The sequence below is a fragment of the Rhodococcus sp. DMF-1 genome (assembly GCF_021441945.1).
Taxonomy (GTDB): Bacteria; Actinomycetota; Actinomycetes; order Mycobacteriales; family Mycobacteriaceae; genus Rhodococcus; species Rhodococcus ruber.
Window position 1 is genome coordinate 1,273,387 of the sequence record NZ_CP090442.1, and the last position, 20,055, is coordinate 1,293,441.

Annotated in this window: 19 protein-coding genes; 12 read left to right on the forward strand and 7 right to left on the reverse strand. The window is 71.6% G+C overall.

The genetic code is table 11. The features are described from left to right. Positions 1–810 (forward strand): phage shock envelope stress response protein PspM, encoded by an 810-nt coding sequence (gene pspM, locus LZP97_RS05930; RefSeq protein WP_010592665.1) that lies wholly within the window; start codon positions 1–3, stop codon positions 808–810. Between the two features lie 14 nt (positions 811–824). Here the strand turns inward: pspM and LZP97_RS05935 are convergent, their stop codons facing one another. The 3 genes from LZP97_RS05935 to LZP97_RS05945 are packed head-to-tail and all read right to left on the reverse strand — an operon-like array spanning position 825 to position 2,726. Further along, positions 825–1,430, reverse strand: coding sequence for an energy-coupling factor transporter transmembrane component T family protein (locus LZP97_RS05935; RefSeq protein ID WP_010592664.1), 606 nt, complete (start codon positions 1,428–1,430; stop codon positions 825–827). Beyond that, positions 1,427–2,107 (reverse strand): energy-coupling factor ABC transporter ATP-binding protein, encoded by a 681-nt coding sequence (locus LZP97_RS05940; RefSeq protein ID WP_010592663.1) that lies wholly within the window; start codon positions 2,105–2,107, stop codon positions 1,427–1,429. Before LZP97_RS05940 ends, LZP97_RS05935 begins: the two co-directional genes overlap by 4 nt. Before the next feature lie 22 nt (positions 2,108–2,129). After that, positions 2,130–2,726 carry a biotin transporter BioY gene (locus LZP97_RS05945; protein ID WP_017680682.1) on the reverse strand — a complete coding sequence of 199 codons (597 nt, stop codon included), beginning with the start codon at positions 2,724–2,726 and terminating at the stop codon, positions 2,130–2,132. Positions 2,727–2,942: 216 nt separating this feature from the next. On the opposite strand from LZP97_RS05945, the gene LZP97_RS05950 reads away from it, so the two are divergent. Further along, complete coding sequence (locus LZP97_RS05950) at positions 2,943–3,116, forward strand: hypothetical protein (RefSeq protein WP_003935645.1); 174 nt, start codon at positions 2,943–2,945, stop codon at positions 3,114–3,116. Between the two features lie 12 nt (positions 3,117–3,128). Here the strand turns inward: LZP97_RS05950 and LZP97_RS05955 are convergent, their stop codons facing one another. Further along, positions 3,129–5,615, reverse strand: a complete 2,487-nt coding sequence (locus LZP97_RS05955) for a DUF2156 domain-containing protein (RefSeq protein WP_017680681.1) — start codon at positions 5,613–5,615, stop codon at positions 3,129–3,131. After that, positions 5,612–6,943, reverse strand: coding sequence for an alpha/beta hydrolase (locus LZP97_RS05960; protein ID WP_017680680.1), 1,332 nt, complete (start codon positions 6,941–6,943; stop codon positions 5,612–5,614). Before LZP97_RS05960 ends, LZP97_RS05955 begins: the two co-directional genes overlap by 4 nt. 57 nt (positions 6,944–7,000) lie before the next feature. On the opposite strand from LZP97_RS05960, the gene LZP97_RS05965 reads away from it, so the two are divergent. Next, a complete protein-coding gene (locus LZP97_RS05965) occupies positions 7,001–7,714 on the forward strand; it encodes a PIG-L deacetylase family protein (RefSeq protein WP_010592659.1) in 714 nt (237 codons plus the stop codon). Here LZP97_RS05965 and LZP97_RS05970 read toward each other — a convergent pair. Together LZP97_RS05970 and LZP97_RS05975 are read right to left on the reverse strand one after the other, a co-directional pair. Further along, the gene (locus tag LZP97_RS05970) at positions 7,696–8,601 is read right to left on the reverse strand and encodes a diacylglycerol kinase (protein WP_010592658.1); all 906 of its coding nucleotides are present in this window, start codon (positions 8,599–8,601) and stop codon (positions 7,696–7,698) included. The genes LZP97_RS05965 and LZP97_RS05970 overlap by 19 nt on opposite strands. After that, positions 8,598–10,220 carry an FAD-binding oxidoreductase gene (locus LZP97_RS05975; RefSeq protein WP_010592657.1) on the reverse strand — a complete coding sequence of 541 codons (1,623 nt, stop codon included), beginning with the start codon at positions 10,218–10,220 and terminating at the stop codon, positions 8,598–8,600. Before LZP97_RS05975 ends, LZP97_RS05970 begins: the two co-directional genes overlap by 4 nt. Before the next feature lie 20 nt (positions 10,221–10,240). On the opposite strand from LZP97_RS05975, the gene LZP97_RS05980 reads away from it, so the two are divergent. From LZP97_RS05980 to recX, 9 genes are all read left to right on the forward strand, one after another. After that, the gene (locus LZP97_RS05980; protein WP_048772784.1) at positions 10,241–10,858 is read left to right on the forward strand and encodes a TetR/AcrR family transcriptional regulator; all 618 of its coding nucleotides are present in this window, start codon (positions 10,241–10,243) and stop codon (positions 10,856–10,858) included. After that, complete coding sequence (locus LZP97_RS05985; protein ID WP_010592655.1) at positions 10,855–12,402, forward strand: glycerol-3-phosphate dehydrogenase/oxidase; 1,548 nt, start codon at positions 10,855–10,857, stop codon at positions 12,400–12,402. The genes LZP97_RS05980 and LZP97_RS05985 overlap by 4 nt, the downstream gene beginning before the upstream one ends. A gap of 77 nt (positions 12,403–12,479) precedes the next feature. Further along, entirely contained in the window at positions 12,480–13,556 is a 1,077-nt protein-coding gene (locus LZP97_RS05990) for an alkene reductase (RefSeq protein ID WP_040271880.1), read from the forward strand. Between the two features lie 240 nt (positions 13,557–13,796). After that, entirely contained in the window at positions 13,797–15,332 is a 1,536-nt protein-coding gene (locus LZP97_RS05995; protein ID WP_234574989.1) for a serine/threonine-protein kinase, read from the forward strand. A gap of 177 nt (positions 15,333–15,509) precedes the next feature. Then, entirely contained in the window at positions 15,510–15,686 is a 177-nt protein-coding gene (locus LZP97_RS06000) for a hypothetical protein (protein WP_157179985.1), read from the forward strand. A 4-nt stretch (positions 15,687–15,690) separates the two neighbouring features. Further along, positions 15,691–16,845 carry a glycosyltransferase gene (locus LZP97_RS06005; protein ID WP_026137740.1) on the forward strand — a complete coding sequence of 385 codons (1,155 nt, stop codon included), beginning with the start codon at positions 15,691–15,693 and terminating at the stop codon, positions 16,843–16,845. A gap of 111 nt (positions 16,846–16,956) precedes the next feature. Beyond that, positions 16,957–17,151 (forward strand): DUF3046 domain-containing protein, encoded by a 195-nt coding sequence (locus tag LZP97_RS06010; RefSeq protein WP_010592651.1) that lies wholly within the window; start codon positions 16,957–16,959, stop codon positions 17,149–17,151. A 183-nt stretch (positions 17,152–17,334) separates the two neighbouring features. Continuing rightward, positions 17,335–19,467 carry an intein-containing recombinase RecA gene (gene recA / locus LZP97_RS06015; RefSeq protein WP_010592650.1) on the forward strand — a complete coding sequence of 711 codons (2,133 nt, stop codon included), beginning with the start codon at positions 17,335–17,337 and terminating at the stop codon, positions 19,465–19,467. An 8-nt stretch (positions 19,468–19,475) separates the two neighbouring features. After that, a complete protein-coding gene (recX, locus tag LZP97_RS06020) occupies positions 19,476–20,054 on the forward strand; it encodes a recombination regulator RecX (RefSeq protein ID WP_010592649.1) in 579 nt (192 codons plus the stop codon). Position 20,055 lies beyond the last annotated feature (1 nt).

Below are 20,055 nucleotides of genomic sequence, written 5' to 3' on the forward strand. Positions count from 1 at the left end.
ATGAACATTCCCGCACGCGGCCGGACCGGACAGTTTCCCGGTCCGGCCGCGGCCGCGCTCCGGGACATGACCGGCAACGTGGTCGAGGCGGCGCGCCGCTGGAACGACCCCGCGGCCCGGCTGCGGCGCAAGAAGCGTCGCGCGCGTCGCCGTGCCCGCATCTTCGGCACTGCCTCCGGAATGGGTGGGGTCGGCACCGCGACCCTGGTGGCAGCGTCGGCTCCCGACTGGACCGTCGTCGCCACCGGCGGCACGACGGCCGCGCTCGTCGTGCCCGCCGCACTCGCGTTCCGTACCTTCCGGCGTCTCGACGCCGTGGCGCTGCCGCCGCCGGCGCCCGCCCGCCGGGCCCTGCCGCCGTCGGGTTCCGTCGCGCGGTCCCCGATGGCCCGGCTCGCCAGCGACGAACAGAGTCTCGCCCAGCTGCTGACGGTGCTGGCCCGGTCCCGCACCGTCGCCGCCGACGATCTGGAGGAGATCGCGTCGGCCGCCCGAGACGCCGCCGGCGCCCTCGAAGCAGTCGCGGTCGACGTGGTCGCACTCGAAGCCGCGGCCCGCGACAGCGCCGCCGCCCAAGCCCACCTCGGTCCGGCCGTCGCGGCCGCCGGGAAGCGGCTCGACACGGGCGTCGACCAGTTCGAGGAACTCGTCGCCGCCGCGGCCCGGCTCGCGGCGGCCCCGGACGGGACCCGTTCGATGGATCTGCTCGACCGTCAGCGCGCCGAGCTGATCTCGGCGTCGGATCGACTCGAGGGCTGGGCCCAGTCGTGGCGGGAGATCCAGCAGATCGAGAGCCGCTACCGGAACTGACGGCGCGCCGGCGACTAGTCGTCCAGGCCGCGGGCCACGAGGGCCTCACCCATCGCCTCGGCGGTCAGCAGCGCCCCCACCACGACGGGCACCGCCAGGGCCCGCAGCGAGAAGCCGAGGCCGCGGGCTTTCCGCGCCTCGGTGACCTGCGCGACGATCGCTCCGAGCATCGGGACCGCCCGGACGGTCATCACCAGGACGAGACCCACCCGCTCCGGGTCGACGCCGACCCGGCGGAGCGGACGAAGTCCCGTCACGATCGCGTCGAGCATGTCGCTCACCCGGGTCGTCAGCGTGACCAGCGCGGCCAAGGCCACCGCGACCAGCAGCTGGCCGCACACCACCACCGCCCGTTCCCAGCCGGCGAGCAGCACCTGGAACGCCGCGATCACCACGAGCATCCACAGCAGCGGCCGAAGCTGTCGCAGCGCGGGACGGGGCGGGATCCGGGCCAGCAGGTAGAGCCCGAGCACGAGTGCCGAGGCGGCCGGCACCTGCCACGGTTGCCGCATCCACACCGTGAGCGCCACGATGAGCGCGGCCGTGACGAGCAGCTTCGGTCCCGCCGGTGCCCGGTGCACCGGCGACGACGCGCGGTGGTACAGCCCCAGGGTGCTCACGAGACCAGCTTGCGGTAGAAGTCGATCGCCGGGCCCGGCGCATCGTCGGCGACGACGCGGCCGCCGTCGACGACGAGCACCCGATCGAAGCCCGCCAGTAGATCCAGATGGTGGGTGACCACGACCAGTTGCTGCTCGAGGGCGGCGAAGGTCCGGGCGATCAGCCGGGCGTTGCGCAGGTCCAGCAGCGTCGTCGGCTCGTCCGCCACCAGTACGTGCGGCTCGGTGACCATGATCGCCGCGAGGGCGAGGAGTTGCTTCTGCCCACCGGAGAGCAGGTGACTCGGGTGGTCGTGGTGCCCGGCCAGCCCGAAGTCGGCGAGCACCCGCCGTACCCGTTCCGCGCGCTCGTCCTTGCCGAGTCCGCTGCGGCGCAGGGAGAAGGCGACGTCCTCCGCGACAGTGGGCATCACGATCTGATGATCGGGATCGGTGAACACGAATCCCACGCGCCGGCGCACCTCGCGGGCCTTGCGGGCGGTGTCGAGGCCGTCCACCGTGACGGTGCCGGAGGTCGGGACCACCAGTCCGTTGATCATCCGCGCCAGGGTGGACTTGCCGCTGCCGTTGGCACCGACGATCCCGACGCGGCGTTCGGTGAGGGTCACGTCGATGCCGTCGAGGACGGTGCGCTCCCCGTAGGCGTGCCCCACCTGCCGGAAGCGGATCTCGCTCATGCGGTCGTGTCCGGCGCGACGTTCAGTGCGCGGGATCGGCGGCCGGGCGCGCCGGTGCGCTCGGACTCGACAGGGCGGGGTAGGCGCGGTGCACCTGCGCGGCGACGACCGCCGCCACGACGGCCTTGAGCAGGTCACCGGGCAGGAAGGTGGCGTTCGCGCTCAGGGCCGCCCACAGCGTGAGATCGGTGCGCGCGAGCATGCCGGCGATCCCGAACGCGTAGAGCACGACGATGCCGCCGAGCACGTTGACGGCGATGCCCGGCAGCACCCGGTAGCGGGGCAGCATGCGCGCCGAGAGCCAGCCGATCACCGCCACGGCGGGCAGCCAGCCGAGCAGGAAGCCGACCGTGGGCCCGGCCAGCGCCGTGAGCGTGGTGCGTCCCCCCGCGAGCACCGGCAGCGCCAGGCCCAGCACGATCACCGTCGCCACCGACAGCACGCCCCTGCGGACGCCGAGCAGGGCGCCGGCAAGCATGACGCCCAGCGTCTGCAGCGTGATCGGCACGCCCGACGAGCCCATGGTGATCTGTCCGGGCAGGCCCAGGGCGATGATCAGGGCGGCGAACACGGCGATCTGTGCCAGGTCGCGGGCGGGCGTGCTGCGGGTCGAGGACACGATTCTCAGCCTTCTGACGAGGGGACCGAACCTGTCGAGGGTATGTCGCCGCGGCGTGCTCCCTGTCACCACCCCGCTCCGGGCCGGGCCCCCAGCAGTGCGGCTCCGGTCTCCGGGTAACCACCCATCTTTCCCTGATCTCTGCGTTGACCTGGTGTTTTTCGGTGCGGGGAGTGTCAGGATCGACCTCGACGGCAACGAGGCAAGGAGTGGACGATGTTCTGGAAGATCGTGGGTGTGGTGGCGCTGGTGTGGATCGCTCTCGTGGTGATCGGGGCGCTCGCGGAGCACCTGTTCGGAATTCTCGTGGTGAGTGCGCTGATCTTCGGCGGCTACATGGTGTACAAGGCCGTGAGCGGCAGCAAGGACGATCACATCACCCGGGTGTGAGGTCACGCCGGCTCATCGGCGCAGCAACTGCGCGACCAGCCGGCGTCCCTGCCCGAGCGACACGTCGGGCAGATACGCATGCCCGACGGCGAGTCCGATCGTGGGCAGTGCTGCGGCGTCGGGGAAGACCATGTACATGGGCCGGTGCTGCGGCTGGAACTTCGTTTTGAAGGCGAGTAGGGACCGGAATCCGTAGACCGGCTCGAGGGTGCGGCCCAGCAGATCGAGCAGCGCGTCGAGTGCGCCGCGGTCGAGTGCGTCGGCCGCCGGGTCGGTTCCGGCGAGCGGCGCGCCCGACAAGCTGAGGAACTCGAGACCCTCCTCCTGCGCGGACATCGCGGCGGAGGCGATGAGAAATTCCATTGCGGGACGGAATCCCTCCGAGCGGCGGCGCATGAAGTCCAGCGTCAGACCGATCAGGGCGCCGTCCCGGTAGACCGGCAGCCACGACGTCACCGCGTGCACGCGGTCGTCCGCGTCGATCGCCAGGAGCAGTCGCACCTCCGGGTCGCGCAGTTCTTCGAGGCCGCCGAGGGTGAAGCCCATCTCGGGGAGGCCCTTGTCGGCGACCCACTCCTCGGAGATCGCCACGATCTGTTCCGTCACCGCCAGCGGAGCCTCGGCGAACGTCGTCCACCGTGCCTGCACTCCGTCCTTGACGGCGCGGTTGAGGGCGGTGCGCACGTCCTGGAACTTTTTGCCCTTGAAGGCGAGGCCGGGTAATGCCACGACCGTCTCCTCGGCTACCCGCAGGCAGCTCCAGCCGTGACCCCGGCCGATTGCGGCGGTGTCCTCCCCGACCGAGTAGAAGCACGGGGTCCAGCCGTTGCCGAGACAGTACGTGGCGAACTCGTCGACCGCCCGCTCGAGGTCGGCCGGATTGCCCACGGGGTCACCGGTGGTCAGCGCGACACCCGAGTGCACCCGGTAGGCGACGGCGTGCCGGCCGTCGGCGGTGAACCAGTACCGGTTGCCGCTCCACGTGGTCATCCAGGACAGGGAACTACCCCCGGGGCGGTGCAGCAGCGCACGGACGCGAAGCTCGTCGCGGGGATCGTGCCCGACGGCGGGGACCACGAAGCTGCGGAGCATCAGCATGCAGAATGTGACCCACACGAGCACTCCGACCCACTCGAACAGCAGTGTGGCGGGTGACGTCAGCGGCAGTACGGGGGGTTCGAACAACTGCAGGTACACAGGCGGCACGAGCCGTCGCGGCGCGTCGCGCAGCAGCGTGCCGATGCCCGGATCGCGGTCGAAGTCGTCGGAGAGCAGCGTTCCCAGCGCCACATAGGTGACGAGGGCGACGCCTGCGGCGGCCCCGGTGCCCAGCCACACGCGGGGATAGGTGCCGCGCGGTGCCTGCACGCCGAACAACCGCCGGGTCGCCAGCAGCAGCACGAGCACCGCGACAAGGGCGAGCAGCGGTGCGAGTTCCATGGAGACCGAGCTGCTGCGGCGCGCGCCGTACAGCAGTGAGCGGGTCTCGTCCTGCTCGGTGATCTGCACGATCACGCTCACTGCGGCCACGGCGATCAGTGCGACGTGTCCCCATACCGACAGGAGCCAGGCGGCGCGGCGCCCGCGACGCAGACCCTCCGCCCCGACCAGTAGCACCGCCGACGGCATGAGGTTCATCACCAGGGGCCCGATGCCCGACAAGCGCAGCGCCTGCTGCCCCTTGCGGCACTCGTCACGCAGAGCCGGGTCCGCGCAGACGTCGACCAGCTCCCGTGCGGTATAGGGGACCTGGTCGAACAGCTCGCGCAGCGCGGACAGCGGGCCGATGGCGTGTGGCGAGAACGCCGCGAGGACGGGCCCGAGGACGCTCGCCGCCACGACGAGCGCCACCAGGGTGCGGCGCTCCCGCACCGTGCCGCCGAGTGCCGGACCGCGGGCGGCCCGCCCGAACAGCACCGGACCGAGGAAAAACCCCGTCAGCGCCGCGCAGAGGCGCGTGACGTCCTGCAGGTGGCCGGCGAACAGCGCGGTCGTGACGAGGAACACCAGCACCAGTGTGCGAATACGGCGACGCCACAGAGTGCCCATCCCCGCGGTGGCCGCGAGCAGGGCGCCCAGGATCCACGGCAGTGGGTCCTCGATCAGGTGACCGTGCAGTTCGAATCCCCACGAGTTCGGTACGGAGGACGCGAGCAGCGCCACGACGAGCGCGAGCGTGGCACCTGCGCCCTGCGAGACCACGGCGGCCACCGCGAACCTGCCGGCACCGATCCGGTTCTCGACGGGCACGGCCACCGCAAGGATCGCCGCAGTCGCCAGAATGTACTCGCCGAGACCGGAGGCGAACAGCCCGGAGGTCCACAGCACCCATACGCGGCCTTCGCCGATGCTGCCGGTACCCAGCGAGATCTGGAGGGCCAACTCGCGCGACGGGCCGTGCAGCACCGAACCAGTGACGAGTCCGGCCACCCAGAACACCGCGAGCAGGGTCAGGGACACCGGAGCCCGGCGCAGCACCCCACCGGCACGCGCCGTCATCGAGCGACGAGGCCGAGTCGTCGGCTGAGCCACGGCAACTCCTTCTCCAATCCGGCGGACCACACCGCGAAGCTGTGTGCGCCGGGAAGCTCCGTCAGGTGGACGTCCATTCCGGCGGCCGCGGCCGCTGTCGTCAGCTGCTCCAGCCCGGAGCGATATTCGCGGTCGTCGAGACCGACGACGAAGACACCCGCCGATCCGGGGTACCGGTTACGCGTCAGCAACTCGGCCGGGTTGTTGCGCGCGAAGGCGGCCGCGTCGCCGCCGAATACCTCCCGGACGGTGCGGTCCCGGTCTCCGATGGTGGGTTCCGCCTGCCCCGACAGGTCGAGGAAGGTCGGGTAGACGTCGGGCCGGGTGGTCGCCAGTTGCAGGGCGCACGTCCCGCCGTAGGAGAAGCCGCCGATCGCCCATCCGGACGGATCCGGGTCGACCTGCAGTTGCCTGCGCACCCAGGCCGGCACATCGACGGTCAGGTACGTCGCGACGTTGCCGAGATGCGAGTCGACGCACAGCGGGTTGTCGAACTGCCCGCCGGTTCCGTCGGCCAGCACGACGACGGGTGCGAGGCCGTCGTGTTCCGCCGCGTAGGCATCCATGATCTGCGTCAACCGTCCGCCGACGAGCCAGTCTTCGGTGCCACCGGGCTGGCCGGCCAGCAGCACCAGCACGGGCAGTTCGGGTCGCGGGTCGGCGAAGTACGCCGGGGGGAGGTAGATTCGTGCGTCCCGCGCACGGAATCCGGAGACAGCGCCCGGTATCCGTGCGGTCGTCACCGCCCCGGTTTCCGGCAGGTCGCCGCGCGGTGTCCAGTTCTCCGACAGAGGTCGCCGGTCGATCGTCGCCGCCGCCGAGCCCAAGGCCTCGGCGAGCGGCACCGTGCGGTAGTTGCTCAGACCCAGAGCCGCACGCACCGTCGGGTAGGCGTCGTACACCGCGTTGACCTGCCCCGCGGCGGCCACCACCACCGCTACGACGGCCACGACGAGACCGGCCGCGGCCAGCGGTCGCCGGTCCCGGTGCCGGACGACCCAGCGGCCGGCGCCGAGCGCGATTGCCAGGACGGCCAGGCCGGACCACACGTACACCGAGCGCGGCAGTCGGTCCGGAAACGGTCGCCACACCTGCTCGACGAGCACGGCCGCCGCGAGCACGAGCACAACCGTGGACACGACGGCCACGGGAACCCACACGACGAGCCATCGGCGGCTACGGCGTGCGACGAGCGCGGTGAAACCGCCGACGGCGAGGACGACAAACACCACGGCGGCAGCCGTCGTGGTCAGATGCACGTCGAGCGCTGCTTCGACGAGTCCGGACCACGACACGACATCCAGTATGCGCGAGGCTCCCACCGGCGCACCGGGATCGGCGATAGTAGAGGAATGGAACCGGTACCCGAGGACTGGCAGCGTGCGCTCGTGATCGCCGCGCACCCGGACGACATCGAGTACGGTGCGGCCTCGGCGGTGGCGCGGTGGACCCGCCAGGGCAAGGACGTGCGGTACGTGCTGGCGACCAGCGGTGAGGCCGGCATCGCGGGTCTGCCGCCGGCCGAGTGCGGGCCGCTGCGTGAGCAGGAGGAGCGGGCGTCGGCTCGCGTCGTCGGAGTCGAGGTGGTGGAGTTCCTCGGGCACCCGGACGGCCGCCTGGTGGCCGGGCCGGACCTGCGTCGCGATCTTGCGGCGGCGATCCGGCGGCACCGTCCCGAGATGGTGGTGACCGGCCACTTCGGGCTCACGTGGTTTCCCGGTGTCCTCAACAGTGCCGACCATCGGGCCCTGGGACTGAGCGTGCTCGACGCGGTCGCCGACGCGGCGAACGAATGGATCTTCCCGGAGCTGGCCGAGCAGGGGCTGCCGCCGTGGCCCGGGGTGCGGTGGGTCGCGGTGAACACGACGTCTCCGACTCACGCGGTGGACGTCACCGACACGGTCGAGGCCGGCGTCGCGTCCCTCGCCGAGCATCGCCGCTACCTCGAGGCGCTCGCGGCCGACCCGGTGATCGACCAGGCCCGGGCGCAGGTGGAGTCGGCCACCGCGGCGCTGCCCGGCTTCGACCGGGCCGCCGGTTTCGAGCTCTACACGTTCGGGGGCTGAGCACCGGGCACGAGGACGACTCCGGCTCCGGGTACGGCCTCGACGTCGACGGGCAGCGGGCCGAGCGGCTCGCCGTCCGCGTACGCGGAGATGCCGGGACATTCGAGCCGCACTCGCCGGGTGCGGCGCACGGTCACCTCGTCCAGCTCGACATGGGTGCCGCGGTAGACGGTCGGGAACAGGCGCAGCAGGCGGGTCCGGTTGGCCGAGGTCACGATCACGACGTCGAGGAGACCGTCGTCGAGACGTGCGGCCGGGGCGATGCGCATGCCGCCCCCGTAGGTCGAGGCGTTGCCCACGGCCACCATCGTCGCCGCCACCTCGAGGTCGCCGTCGTCCAGCGTGATGCGGTACGGCAGCAAGCGCAGATGCGCCAGTTCCGCGACCATCGCGACGTTGTAGCGCAGTCGGCCGCGCGGCCGCCGCATCCGGTTGGCGCGGTCGGTGACCAGTGAGTCGAAGCCGCTGGCGAGCACGGTGCCGAACCAGTGGTCCGGCCGGCCGGCCGCCCGGACCCGGCCGAGATCGATCGTCCGCGTCGACCCGTCGGCGACCACGTCGGCCGCGGCCACCGGGTCCGACGGCAGCTGCAGGACGCGGGCCAGATCGTTCCCGGTCCCGGCCGGGACGATGCCGAGCGGTATGCCGCTCTGCGCGAGTGCCTGCCAGGCGAGCCAGACGAGCCCGTCCCCGCCGACCGCGACGAGTGCCCCGGTACCGGCGGCCACGGTGCGCCGGACCAGTTCGAGCGAATGCTGCGGGGTGTCGCCGGCGATCTCGGTGACGTGCAGGCCCCGTTCGCGCAACCGGGTCGTGGCAGCCCTGGTCGCGCGCGCGGTACGCGGACCCGCGGCCGGATTCGTCAGGACGGTGACGGATTCGATCACGGCAGCAGCTTCCCAGGGTTGAGGATGCCGCGCGGGTCGATTGCGTCCTTGACCGCACGCAGCAGGCCGGTGCCGAGTGTGCCGATCTCCTCGGCCATCCAGGGCCGGTGGTCCCGGCCGACGGCATGATGGTGGGTGACCGTGCCGCCGGCCGTCACGATCGCGTCCGTGGCGGCGCGTTTGGCTGCCGACCACTGCGCGAGGGGATCGTCCGCCTGTGCGCACACGACGGTGAAGTACAGGGATGCCCCGGTGGGGTACGTGTGCGAGATGTGACACAGCACCAGAGGCGGGGTGCCCTGATCCTGCAGCGATGCGGTGAGCGCGTCGGTCACCGCGGTCCGCAACCGCGCCAGATTACTCCACGTGGTGGCGGTTTCGAGGGTCTCGGCGAGCGCCCCGGCCCCCAGCAGCGCGTCGCGCAGGTGCGGTGCGTCGAACCGGCCGTCCTCCCAGGTCCGGGCCGGTTCTTCGCCGAGGTCGGTGCCGCCCGTGGCTGCGAGCAGGGCATCGACCTCGGCGGCGCGGGCGCGCACGTGGTCCGCGGTGCCCTCGACGGTGGTCACGGCCAGGCAGCCGGTGGGGGCGGTCGAACCGATGTGTTCGTGCAGCGCGAGATTGACGGCGGTCTCGGACTCGTCCGACAGACGCAGCACGGTGGGGACGGCGCCGGTCTGCACCAGGGTGCGCAGGGCGTCCGCACCGGTGGCGAAGTCGGGGAACGACCAGGCGCGACGGGCGACCGCGGCGGGGACCGGGTGGATTCGCACGCCGACCTCGGTGACGATGCCGAACAGTCCCTCGGAGCCGAGGAACAACTGCCGCAGGTCCGGTCCGGCGGCCGAGGCCGGCGCGCGCCCTGCGCGCACGGTACCGCTCGGCGTCGCGACGACGAGATGCTCGACCATGTCGTCGAACCGGCCGTAGCCCGCCGATGCCTGGCCGGAGGACCGGGTCACGGCGAACCCGCCCACGGTCGCGTGGCGGAAGCTCTGCGGGAAGTGCCCGAGCGAGAAGCCGTGGGCGCCGAGCAGTTCCTCGACCTGTGGTCCGGTGGCGCCGGCCTGCAGCGTCGCCACGCCGGAGACCGGATCGAGATCGGTGAGCGCATTCATCCGTTGCAGGTCCACGGCGACGACGGCGTCGAATCCGTCGCGCACCGGGTCCAGGCCGCCGACGACGCTGGTGCCGCCGCCGAACGGGACGACGGCGATCGCCTCGCCGGCGCAGTAGTCGAGTACGGCGAGTACCTCGTCGTGGCTGCCGGGCCGCACCACCGCGTCGGGAGCATCCTGCGGTCCCGGGTCCTGTCGTCGCAGCAGGTCGAGGGTGCTCTTGCCGCCGGCGTGACGGAGGCGGGCCGCGTCGTCGTCGCCGACGTGCCCGGGGCCGACGATGCGGCCGAGGCCGTGGCGGTGCCGCGTGTCCAGGCGGGAGGGGAGGAGTCGCACCGCGCTCTCGGCCAGGGACGGGGCCCGGTGGGTGTCCACGCCGAGGGCCTGCTGCAGCAGGGTGCGGACGCCGTCGCCGAGTTCCTTCCGGCGATCCGCCGTACCCCACGCGTCCCACTCCATCTCGGCGGCAGCGGACGGATGGCGGGGTGTGAAGCTCACAGTCATGCGTTACAGTGTTACATACAATGTCTATCCGTAACGAAGAATTCCGGTCGTCGGGTGCGCCGGCAACGACCGTCGAGGATCAGATCCTCGACGCCACCCGCTCCTGCCTGCTCGACTTCGGACTGCGGCGCACCACCCTCGCCGAGGTGGCACGCCGCGCCGGTGTCAGCCGCCCCACGGTCTATCGCCGCTGGCCCGACACCCGTGCCCTGGTCGCGGACCTGCTCACCCGGGAGATCCGCGCCGTACTCCCGGATCTCGACGGCGAGGGACCCGTCCGGCCGCGGATCGTACGGGCCGTCGTGACGGCCGTCGACGAGATCGGCGCGCACCCGCTGTTCGAGAAGATCCTCCGATCGGATCCGGACCTGCTCATGACGTACATCGTGGACCGGCTCGGCACCAGCCAGCACGCGGTCCTCGAGGTGCTGACCGGTGCGCTCACCCGCGGTCAGCGCGACGGCACCGTCCGCAGCGGCGACGTCCGTGCGCTCGCCGCGTTCGTACTGCTCACCGCCCAGTCGGTCGTGCAGTCCGCCGGGATGATCGCCGAGGTGGTCGACCGCGAGGCACTGCTGACCGAGCTGGCGCACGCCGTGGACACCTACCTCGCACCTGCCGGAGAGGATCGACCGTGACCGGACCTGCCTCCAGTGCCCTCGACGCCGCCCGCAGACGCCGGGAACTCGACGACCTCGCCGCCGACCCCACCGTCGACGTGCTCGTCGTCGGCGGCGGTGTCACCGGCACGGGCGCCGCCCTCGACGCGGCGTCGCGCGGCCTGAGCGTCGTCCTCGTCGAACGTCACGATCTCGCCTTCGGCACGAGCCGGTGGAGCTCGAAGCTCGTCCACGGCGGACTGCGCTACCTCGCCACCGGGAACATCGGCATCGCCCGCGAGAGCGCCGTCGAGCGGGGCATCCTCATGACCCACACGGCGCCGCACCTGGTGCGGGCGATGCCGCAGCTGGTGCCGCTGCTGCCGTCGGTGGGACGCGGCGAGGCCGCACTTGTACGCACCGGGTTCCTGGCCGGCGACGCCCTGCGCGTCTCCGCGCACACCCCGTCCGCGGTGCTGCCGCGCTCGCGTCGCATCGGCGCGGGACGCGTCGCCGGCCTGGTGCCCGCCGTCCGGCGCGACGGATTGCGCGGGGGCCTGCTCGCGTACGACGGTCAGCTCGTCGACGACGCCCGGCTCGTCGTCGCGCTCGCCCGCACCGCCGCCTCCCACGGCGCCCGCATCCTCACCCGCGTCGACGCGCAGTCCGTCACCGCCGGCGGCGCCGTCCTGCGTGACACGCTCACCGGCACCGAGATCCGGGTGGCGGCCGCCGCCGTGATCAATGCGGCCGGCGTGTGGGCCGGACAGGTAGATCCTTCGATCCGGCTACGGCCCAGCCGCGGCACGCACCTCGTCCTCGACGCCACCGCCCTCGGCAACCCGACCGCCGCGCTGACCGTGCCGATTCCCGGTGCCACCAACCGATTCGTCTTCGCGCTGCCCGCCCAGTCGGGCCGGATCTACCTGGGTCTGACCGACGAGCCGGCGCCCGGCCCGCTGCCGGACGTCCCGCAGGCCACCGACAACGAGATCGACTTTCTCCTCGACACCGCCAACACGGCCCTCGCCACACCCCTGACCCGCAACGACGTCCTCGGGGCCTTCGCGGGACTGCGGCCGCTGCTCGACTCGTCCGCACCGGGCACCGAAATCGGGGACGCCACCGCGGACCTGTCACGCCGGCACGCCGTCGTGCGGTCCGAGCACGGTCCGATCGGCATCGTCGGGGGCAAGCTCACCACCTACCGGCGGATGGCGCAGGACGCCGTCGACGCGGCGGTCGAGGCCGCCGGGCTGCGCGCCGGACCGTGCCGCACCACGCGGCTTGCCCTCGTCGGCGCAGCCCCGCCCGGCGTGCTGCGCACCGTCGCGGCCCCGCCGAACCTGGTGCGGCGTTACGGAACCGAAGCTGCGCTGCTCGCCGCGGGTCCGCACGCGCTCGAGCCGATCGCCCCCGGACTCGACGTCAGCCGGGCGGAACTCGAGTTCGCGGTCACCCACGAGGGCGCCCTGGATGTCGACGACATCCTCGACCGCCGCACCCGGATCGGACTCGTACCCGGTGACCGGGCCAGGGCGCTCGCCGTCGCCGGTGACGTGCTGGCTGACGTGCCGGACTGACCCCGGCAGCGACCGGTGTGACACCTGCCGCACTCCGATCGGGAATCGCAGGTGTGCCCGCACCCGTTGCCCCTGCCATGGACCTGTTCACATCCGTCACTCTCGGAGATCTCGAGCTCGCCAATCGGGTCGTCATGGCCCCGCTGACCCGGCTGCGGTCCGGACCGTCGGGTGTTCCCGGCGACCTGGTGGTCGAGCACTACCGGCAGCGGGCGAGCGTGGGGCTGATCATCACCGAAGGCACCTACCCCAACCACGAGTCGCAGGCCTTCGTCGGCCAGCCGGGAATCGTCACCGACGCGCAGGTGGCCGGCTGGCGACGGGTGGCCGACGCGGTGCACGCCCGCGGCGGCCACATCGTGATGCAGGTGATGCACGGCGGACGCGTGACCCACCCCGACGTGAACGGCGGCCGACGGGTCGTCGCTCCGAGCGCGATTGCGATCGACGGCGTGGGACACACCGAGAAGGGCAAGCAGCCGTACCCGATACCGCACGCGCTGACCACCGACGAAGCGCGCGGGATCGTCGAGGACTTCGTCGCCGCGGCGCGGCGGGCGATCGAGGCCGGGCTGGACGGGGTGGAAATCCACGGCGCCAACGGCTACCTGCTGCACGAGTTCCTTTCACCGGCCGCCAATCAGCGTACGGACGAGTACGGCGGCTCTCCGGAGAACCGGGCCCGCTTCGTCGTCGAAGTGGTCACGGCGGTGGCGTCGGCCATCGGCCCCGGCCGGGTCGGACTGCGGATCTCGCCCGAGCACAACATCCAGGACGCCTACGAGACCGACCGCGACGACGTCCTCGCCACCTACGGCGCCCTCCTCGATCGACTGCGTCCACTGGGCCTGGCATACCTTTCCGTGCTGCACAAGGAACCGGCCGGCGAACTGGTGCAGGAGCTGCGCCGGCGGTTCGGCGGCAAGTTGATCGGCAACAGCGGCTTCGGCGCGCCGACCACCCGGGACGAAGCGGTGGAGCTGATCGAGGCCGCCCACGCCGACGCCGTGGCCGTGGGCCGGGCGGTCCTCGCCAACCCGGACCTGGTCGAGCGGTGGGCGGGGGAGCACCCGGAGAACCAGCCGCAACCGGCGCTGTTCTACTCGTCGGGCGCCGAGGGCTACACCGACTACCCCTTCCTGCACGCGGGCTGACCCCACGGCTCTGCCCGGCTCCGGCAGCCGGGCAGAGCCGGCCAGGTGGCTGCGTGCCTCGTGCCCTCGTGATCACCTGCCGCCGACCGGGCCACCGACGCCGGGTGCGGGCGACGCTGCCGCGCCTCGGGCGACATCGGGTAGCACCGCGATCCGATTCGGAGCATTCGGGTGCGGGTCCTGCGTCGGTGCGCGATATTCTGAGACGGCCGTCGGGCGGGCGCCACGACGGACTCGGGAGTGGACGACACCGTGGGAGAATTGCAGCCCGGTTCCGTGTTCGCCGGGTACCGCATCGAACGCCGCCTCGCGACCGGGGGCATGGGCAGCGTCTACCTGGCGCGGCATCCCAACCTGCCGCGTTTCGTTGCACTGAAGCTGCTCGACCTGTCGGCGAACGCGAATCCCGGCAACCGCAGCCGGTTCCTCCGGGAGGCCGATCACGTCGCGCGGCTCGAACATCCCACCATCGTCACCGTGTACGACCGCGGCAACGTCGGCGACCAGTTGTGGATTGCGATGCAGTACGTGGACGGCACCGATGCGGTGGGCGCTCTGCGAGAGGGGCCGATGCGTCCGGCGCGCGCCGTGCGCATCGTGTCCGAGACCGCTCGGGCACTCGATCACGCGCATGCGCACGGTGTGCTGCACCGCGACGTCAAGCCCGCGAACATCCTGCTCGCCCCGAGCAGCGGAAGTGAACCGGAGCGCGTCCTGCTCGCGGACTTCGGGATCGCCAAGAGTCTCGGCAGCACGGCGGTCACCGAGACCGGCATCCTCGTCGCCAGCCTGCAGTACGCCTCCCCGGAGCAGATCGAGGGACGGCCGCCCGGCCCTCGCACCGACGTCTACGCCCTGGGGTGCACGCTCTATCAGTTGCTCACGGCGCGGCCCCCCTTCCCGGGAACCGAGGCGGCGCATCTGGTCCACGCACATCTGCATCTGGCCCCGCCCCGTCCCACCGCGGCGCGGCCCGAGCTACCACCCGCGCTCGACGCGGTGATCGCCCGCGCGATGGCCAAGCGGCCCGAGGATCGTTTCCCCACGTGCGGCGCGCTGGCCGCAGCCGCGCGCGCCGCTCTCGACGAGCCGGTCACCGAGCCGACGCGGACGGTCTCCGCCGCATCGACCGCCGCCCCGGTGTCTCCCGGGCACCCTGCCGCGTCCGGACATCCGGGGGCGCGTTCTCCGCGGCCGCTGCTCGTGCTGCTGGGCGTGGTGGCGGCTGTCACGCTGGCCGGGGCGCTGACCGGGATCCTGCTCGCCCGCGACGGCTCGCAGGACGCGGACGTGCGGGCCGGCATCTCGGCTACCGGACGGGTCGACACCCCCGGCCCGGCCACGCTTCCTTCGGTGTCCGCCCCGGCCACGGCGGAGATCACCGACATCACCACCTCCGCCCTCGCGCCGACGACCACCGCCGCGCCACAGAGCCGCCCGGACCGCATCCCCGTCGCGCAGGCAGGTATCCGGGGCTTCGACGACGACATCGGGCCGCGTTGCAACGCTGCCGACGAGGCCGTCGCGGTGGCGCGCACTTCGGAATCTCGGGTCTTGGTGTGCCGCAACGACTTCGACGGCCTCTACTACAAGGGTCTGCGACTCGGCGACGGCGCCGACATCGAGCTGGCCGATGCCGTCCCGGACGCCGCCGGATTCACGGTCGTGTCGGGACCTGTGCGCTACACGTTCGACCGGAACGAACTGCTGATCATCGAGAACGGAACGGTCACCACCCGCGAACAGGTGCTCCAGTTCTGGTCGGCGTATCCCTGAAAGGCCGCTCGCCCGGGGCGACCGGAACGGAGTGATCACCGGAAGCGACCGCCATACCCGTCTTCGAAGGGACCGACCACCGATCGGTGAGCCGACCGTCGAAGAAGCCACCCGTGCGGGGACCTGCCCGCTCGCTGTGGGGGAGCGGCCGTCCGCCGGACCCGGCATCACGGGCGCGTGCGCGACGAACGTCGGCTGGGGACGGTGCCACGCTGCGTGCTCGTCGACGTGCCCGCCTGCGACGACCTCGTCGCACCGTCCGGGCGGGCCGACGGGATCGGCACGTCCGGGTGCCCCGCCGCCGGCCCGATCCTCGCTGTCCGCAGAGTGCGGGAACCCGGTGTGGCAGTCTGAATCGATGCGAGTGGCAGTGGTGGCCGGGCCGGACGCGGGGCATGCGATCCCCGCGATAGCCCTGAGTCTGCGGCTGGCCGAGGCGGGCGACGACCCGGTTCTGTTCACCGGCGAGCGGTGGCTGGGCCTGGACCTCGACGGCGTGACGCTGGCGCCGCTCGCCGGCCTGGCGCCGCGCCCGGAGGACGACGATGCCGATGCCGGCGCCCGCATCCATGCCCGCGCCGCGCACATCGCGGCGGAGATGCTGCCCGGGCTCAGCGCCCTGCTTCCCGACCTCGTCGTCTCCGACGTCCTCACCGCCGGCGGTGGCATGGCCGCGGAACGTCTCGGCATCCCGTGGGTGGAGTTGTCGCCCCATCCGCTGTATCTGCCCTCGCGGGGGTTGCCGCCCGTCGGGAGCGGTCTCGCCCCCGGCACCGGCCTGCGCGGCCGGGCGCGGGACGCGGTGCTGCGGGCGGCGACCGCCCGCTCGATTCGGCAGGGGGAGCGCGAACGGGCGCAGGCGCGCGTCGGGATCGGCCTGGCCGCGCGGGATCCGGGGCCGGCAGCCCGGCTCGTCGCCACGCTTCCGGCCCTCGAGGTGCCGCGACCGGACTGGCCCGCGCAGGCGCACGTCGTGGGCCCGCTGCTGTGGGAACCCACCCGCGAGGTCCTGGAGCCGCCCGCCGGCGACGGACCCCTGGTGATGGTGGCGCCGTCCACCGCAGCCACCGGCGTGCCCGGCCTGCTCGACGCCGTGTGCGCGGGTCTCGGCGGCTCCGGGATGCGGATCGTCGTCGCGATGCTCGAGCCGCCCGAGCGGGCCTGGCCGGACGGTGTCGTGGCCGGGCACGGCCGGCAGGACCTGCTGCTCGAGCAGGCCGACGTGGTGGTGTGTGGCGGCGGGCACGGGATGCTCGCCAAGGCGCTGAGCGCCGGGGTGCCCGCCGTGGTGGTGCCCGGCGGCGGCGACCAGTGGGAACTGGCCAATCGGGCCGCCCGGCAGGGCAGCGCGGTCGTCGTGCGGCCACTCGAGCCGGGCGCACTGCGGGCGGCTGTGGACACCGTGCTGGCCGAGCCGCGCTTCGCCCGGTCGGCGCGCCTGGCCGCCGCGACGGCAGCGCAGGTCGAGGACCCGATCGCCGTCTGCCGCGGCGTCGTGCCCGAGGTACGGTGACCCGGGTGCGGTGACGTGGGTGCGGTGACGCGGGCGCGGTGACGTGGGCGCGGTGATGGGACAGGCGCCGGGCGCCGGGGCCCACGCCGGAGAGCGACTACCGTGGCTCGGGTGCGACTGACCGAATTCCACGAGTATGTCCGCAACGAGTTCGGGCAGATGCGTGGCGACGCCCTGCTCCGTGACCACGTCCTGCTCTCCCTCGGCGGGCACACCGCCGCCGAGGCCATCGAGGCCGGGCAGGAACCCCGCGAGGTGTGGCGGGCCCTGTGCGACGAATTCGACGTCCCGCCCGCACGCCGGTGAACCGCCGCGCCGTTCCGTTCGAACAATTGTTCGCCTATGCTGGGGCGCGGGTGGTGGAGAAGTAGTCCACAGGCGTCCGATTCATCCACAGATCCGGCCGCTCGCCGGTCGGGACGGCGAACTTGTCGGTGCCGGACTCTAACGTCATCGGCAAGCAAGACGAGACTCGAAAAGGGGACCACGATGGCACCACAGGCACACGATCGCGACAAGGCGCTCGAACTGGCGCTCGCGCAGATCGACAAGAGCTTCGGCAAGGGCTCGGTGATGCGCCTGGGGGAGGAGTCCCGCCAGCCCATCGCCGTGATCCCGACCGGCTCGATCGCACTCGACGTCGCGCTCGGCATCGGTGGCCTCCCGCGCGGACGGGTCGTCGAGATCTACGGCCCGGAATCGTCCGGTAAGACGACGGTCGCGCTGCACGCGGTCGCCAACGCCCAGGCCGCCGGCGGCATCGCGGCCTTCATCGACGCCGAGCACGCTCTCGATCCGGAGTACGCCCGCAAGCTCGGCGTCGACACCGACGCCCTGCTCGTGTCGCAGCCGGATACCGGTGAGCAGGCACTCGAGATCGCGGACATGCTGATCCGTTCCGGCGCGCTCGACATCATCGTGGTCGACTCGGTGGCGGCCCTGGTGCCGCGCGCCGAGATCGAGGGCGAGATGGGTGACAGCCACGTCGGACTGCAGGCCCGCCTGATGAGCCAGGCACTGCGCAAGATGACCGGCGCGCTCAACAACTCCGGCACCACCGCGATCTTCATCAACCAGCTGCGCGAGAAGATCGGCGTCATGTTCGGGTGCTTCTCCTACGGCACCCGGGTCCAGCTGGCCGACGGCACGACGGAGAAGATCGGCAAGATCGTCAACCAGAAGATGGACGTCGAGGTGATGTCCTACGATCCCGACACCGACAGCATCGTGCCGCGCCGGATCGTGAACTGGTTCGACAACGGCCGTGCCGACCATTTCCTGCAGTTCACTGTGGAGAAGTCCGGAGGGAACGGTCGGTCTCAGTTCGCCGCGACTCCGAACCATCTCATCCGTACACCGGGAGGGTGGACCCCTGCCGGTGAGATCATCGCCGGTGACCGCGTCCTCTCGATGGAACCGCATCGCCTGAGCGACCAGCAGTTCCAGATCGTCCTGGGCTCGTTGATGGGGGACGGCAATCTCTCCCCGAACCGGCGTGACCGCAACGGCGTTCGCTTCCGCATGGGGCACGGTCCTGCGCAACACGCGTACCTCGACTGGAAGACGAATCTGCTCGGCAACATCGGGCACTCCGTGCGGGAGAACGACAAGGGTGCGAAGTTCGTCGACTTCACGCCGCTGCCCGAGCTGGCGGAGCTGCAGCGCGCCGTGTACCTCGGGGACGGCAAGAAGTTTCTCTCGGAGGAGTATCTGAAGTCGCTCACACCGCTTGCGCTGGCGGTCTGGTACATGGACGACGGGTCGTTCTCTGTGCGTTCCAAGGGAGTGCAGCAGCGTACCGAGGATGGAAGTGGCCGTATCGAGATCTGTGTGGAGGCCATGAGCGAGGGCTCGCGCGCACGTCTGCGCGACTACCTGCGAGATGTCCACGGACTCGACGTTCGGCTGCGACTCGCCGGCGCCGCGCAGAAGGCCGTGCTGGTCTTCTCCACGTCGGCCTCCGCGAAGTTCCAGGAGATCGTTGCGCCGTACATGGCCCCTTCGATGGAGTACAAGTTGCTGCCCCGCTTCCGCGGTCTCGGCATCGTGGCTCCCGAATTCGTGGAGCCGACTCAGCGGCTCGTCCCCTCGCGTGTGCTCGACGTGCACGTGAAGCCGCCGACCCGGTCGATGAGCCGTTTCGATATCGAGGTCGAGGGCAACCACAACTACTTCGTCGACGGTGTAATGGTTCACAATTCACCTGAAACGACCACCGGCGGTAAGGCTTTGAAGTTCTACGCGTCGGTGCGACTGGATGTGCGGCGCATCGAGACCCTCAAGGACGGCTCCGATGCGGTGGGCAACCGCACCCGCGTCAAGGTCGTCAAGAACAAGGTGTCGCCGCCCTTCAAGCAGGCCGAGTTCGACATCCTCTACGGCCACGGCATCAGTAAGGAGGGCTCGCTCATCGACATGGGTGTCGAGCAGGGCTTCATCCGCAAGTCCGGCTCCTGGTACACCTACGAGGGCGATCAGCTCGGTCAGGGCAAGGAGAACGCCCGCAAGTTCCTGCTCGAGAACACCGACATCCGGGACGAGATCGAGAAGAAGATCAAGGAGAAGCTCGGGATCGGGGCGGATATCACCGCCGAGAACGCCGACGAGCCCGCCGACTTCTGAGTCGGGCATTGGACGGCGACTCCCGTCGCGGTGACCGGCGCGGCGGCGACCGGCCCGGTGGTGGAACGGAGGCACAGGCCAAGGACCTGTGCCTCCGTCTGCTGACCGACCGGGCTCGCAGCCGCGCCGAACTCGCCGCGAAGCTCGAACAGAAGGGCTTCGCCGCGGACGTCGCCGAGCGGACCCTCGACCGGTTGACGGAGGTCGGTCTCGTCGACGACGCCGAGTTCGCCCAGCAGTGGGTACGCTCCCGCCACCTGTACGCCGGGAAGGGCAAACGTGCCCTGGCCATGGAGCTGCGCCGCAAGGGAATCGGGCAGGTCGAGGCCGCGGAGGCACTCGAGCAGATCGACGGCGACGACGAGCGCGCCCGTGCCACCGAACTGGTGCGCAAGAAGCTGCGCACCCAACCGCCGCTGCCCACGGAGGGCGACCGGCGCGAGATCGCTGCGGAGCGGGACAAGGTGGTGCGACGGCTGGTCGGCATGCTCGCCCGCCGGGGATACCCGCAGGGCCTGGCCTTCGAGGTGGTCCGCAACGAACTCGCCGGGCACGATTCCGGGCCCGGCGAATTCGCCGCCGACTGAC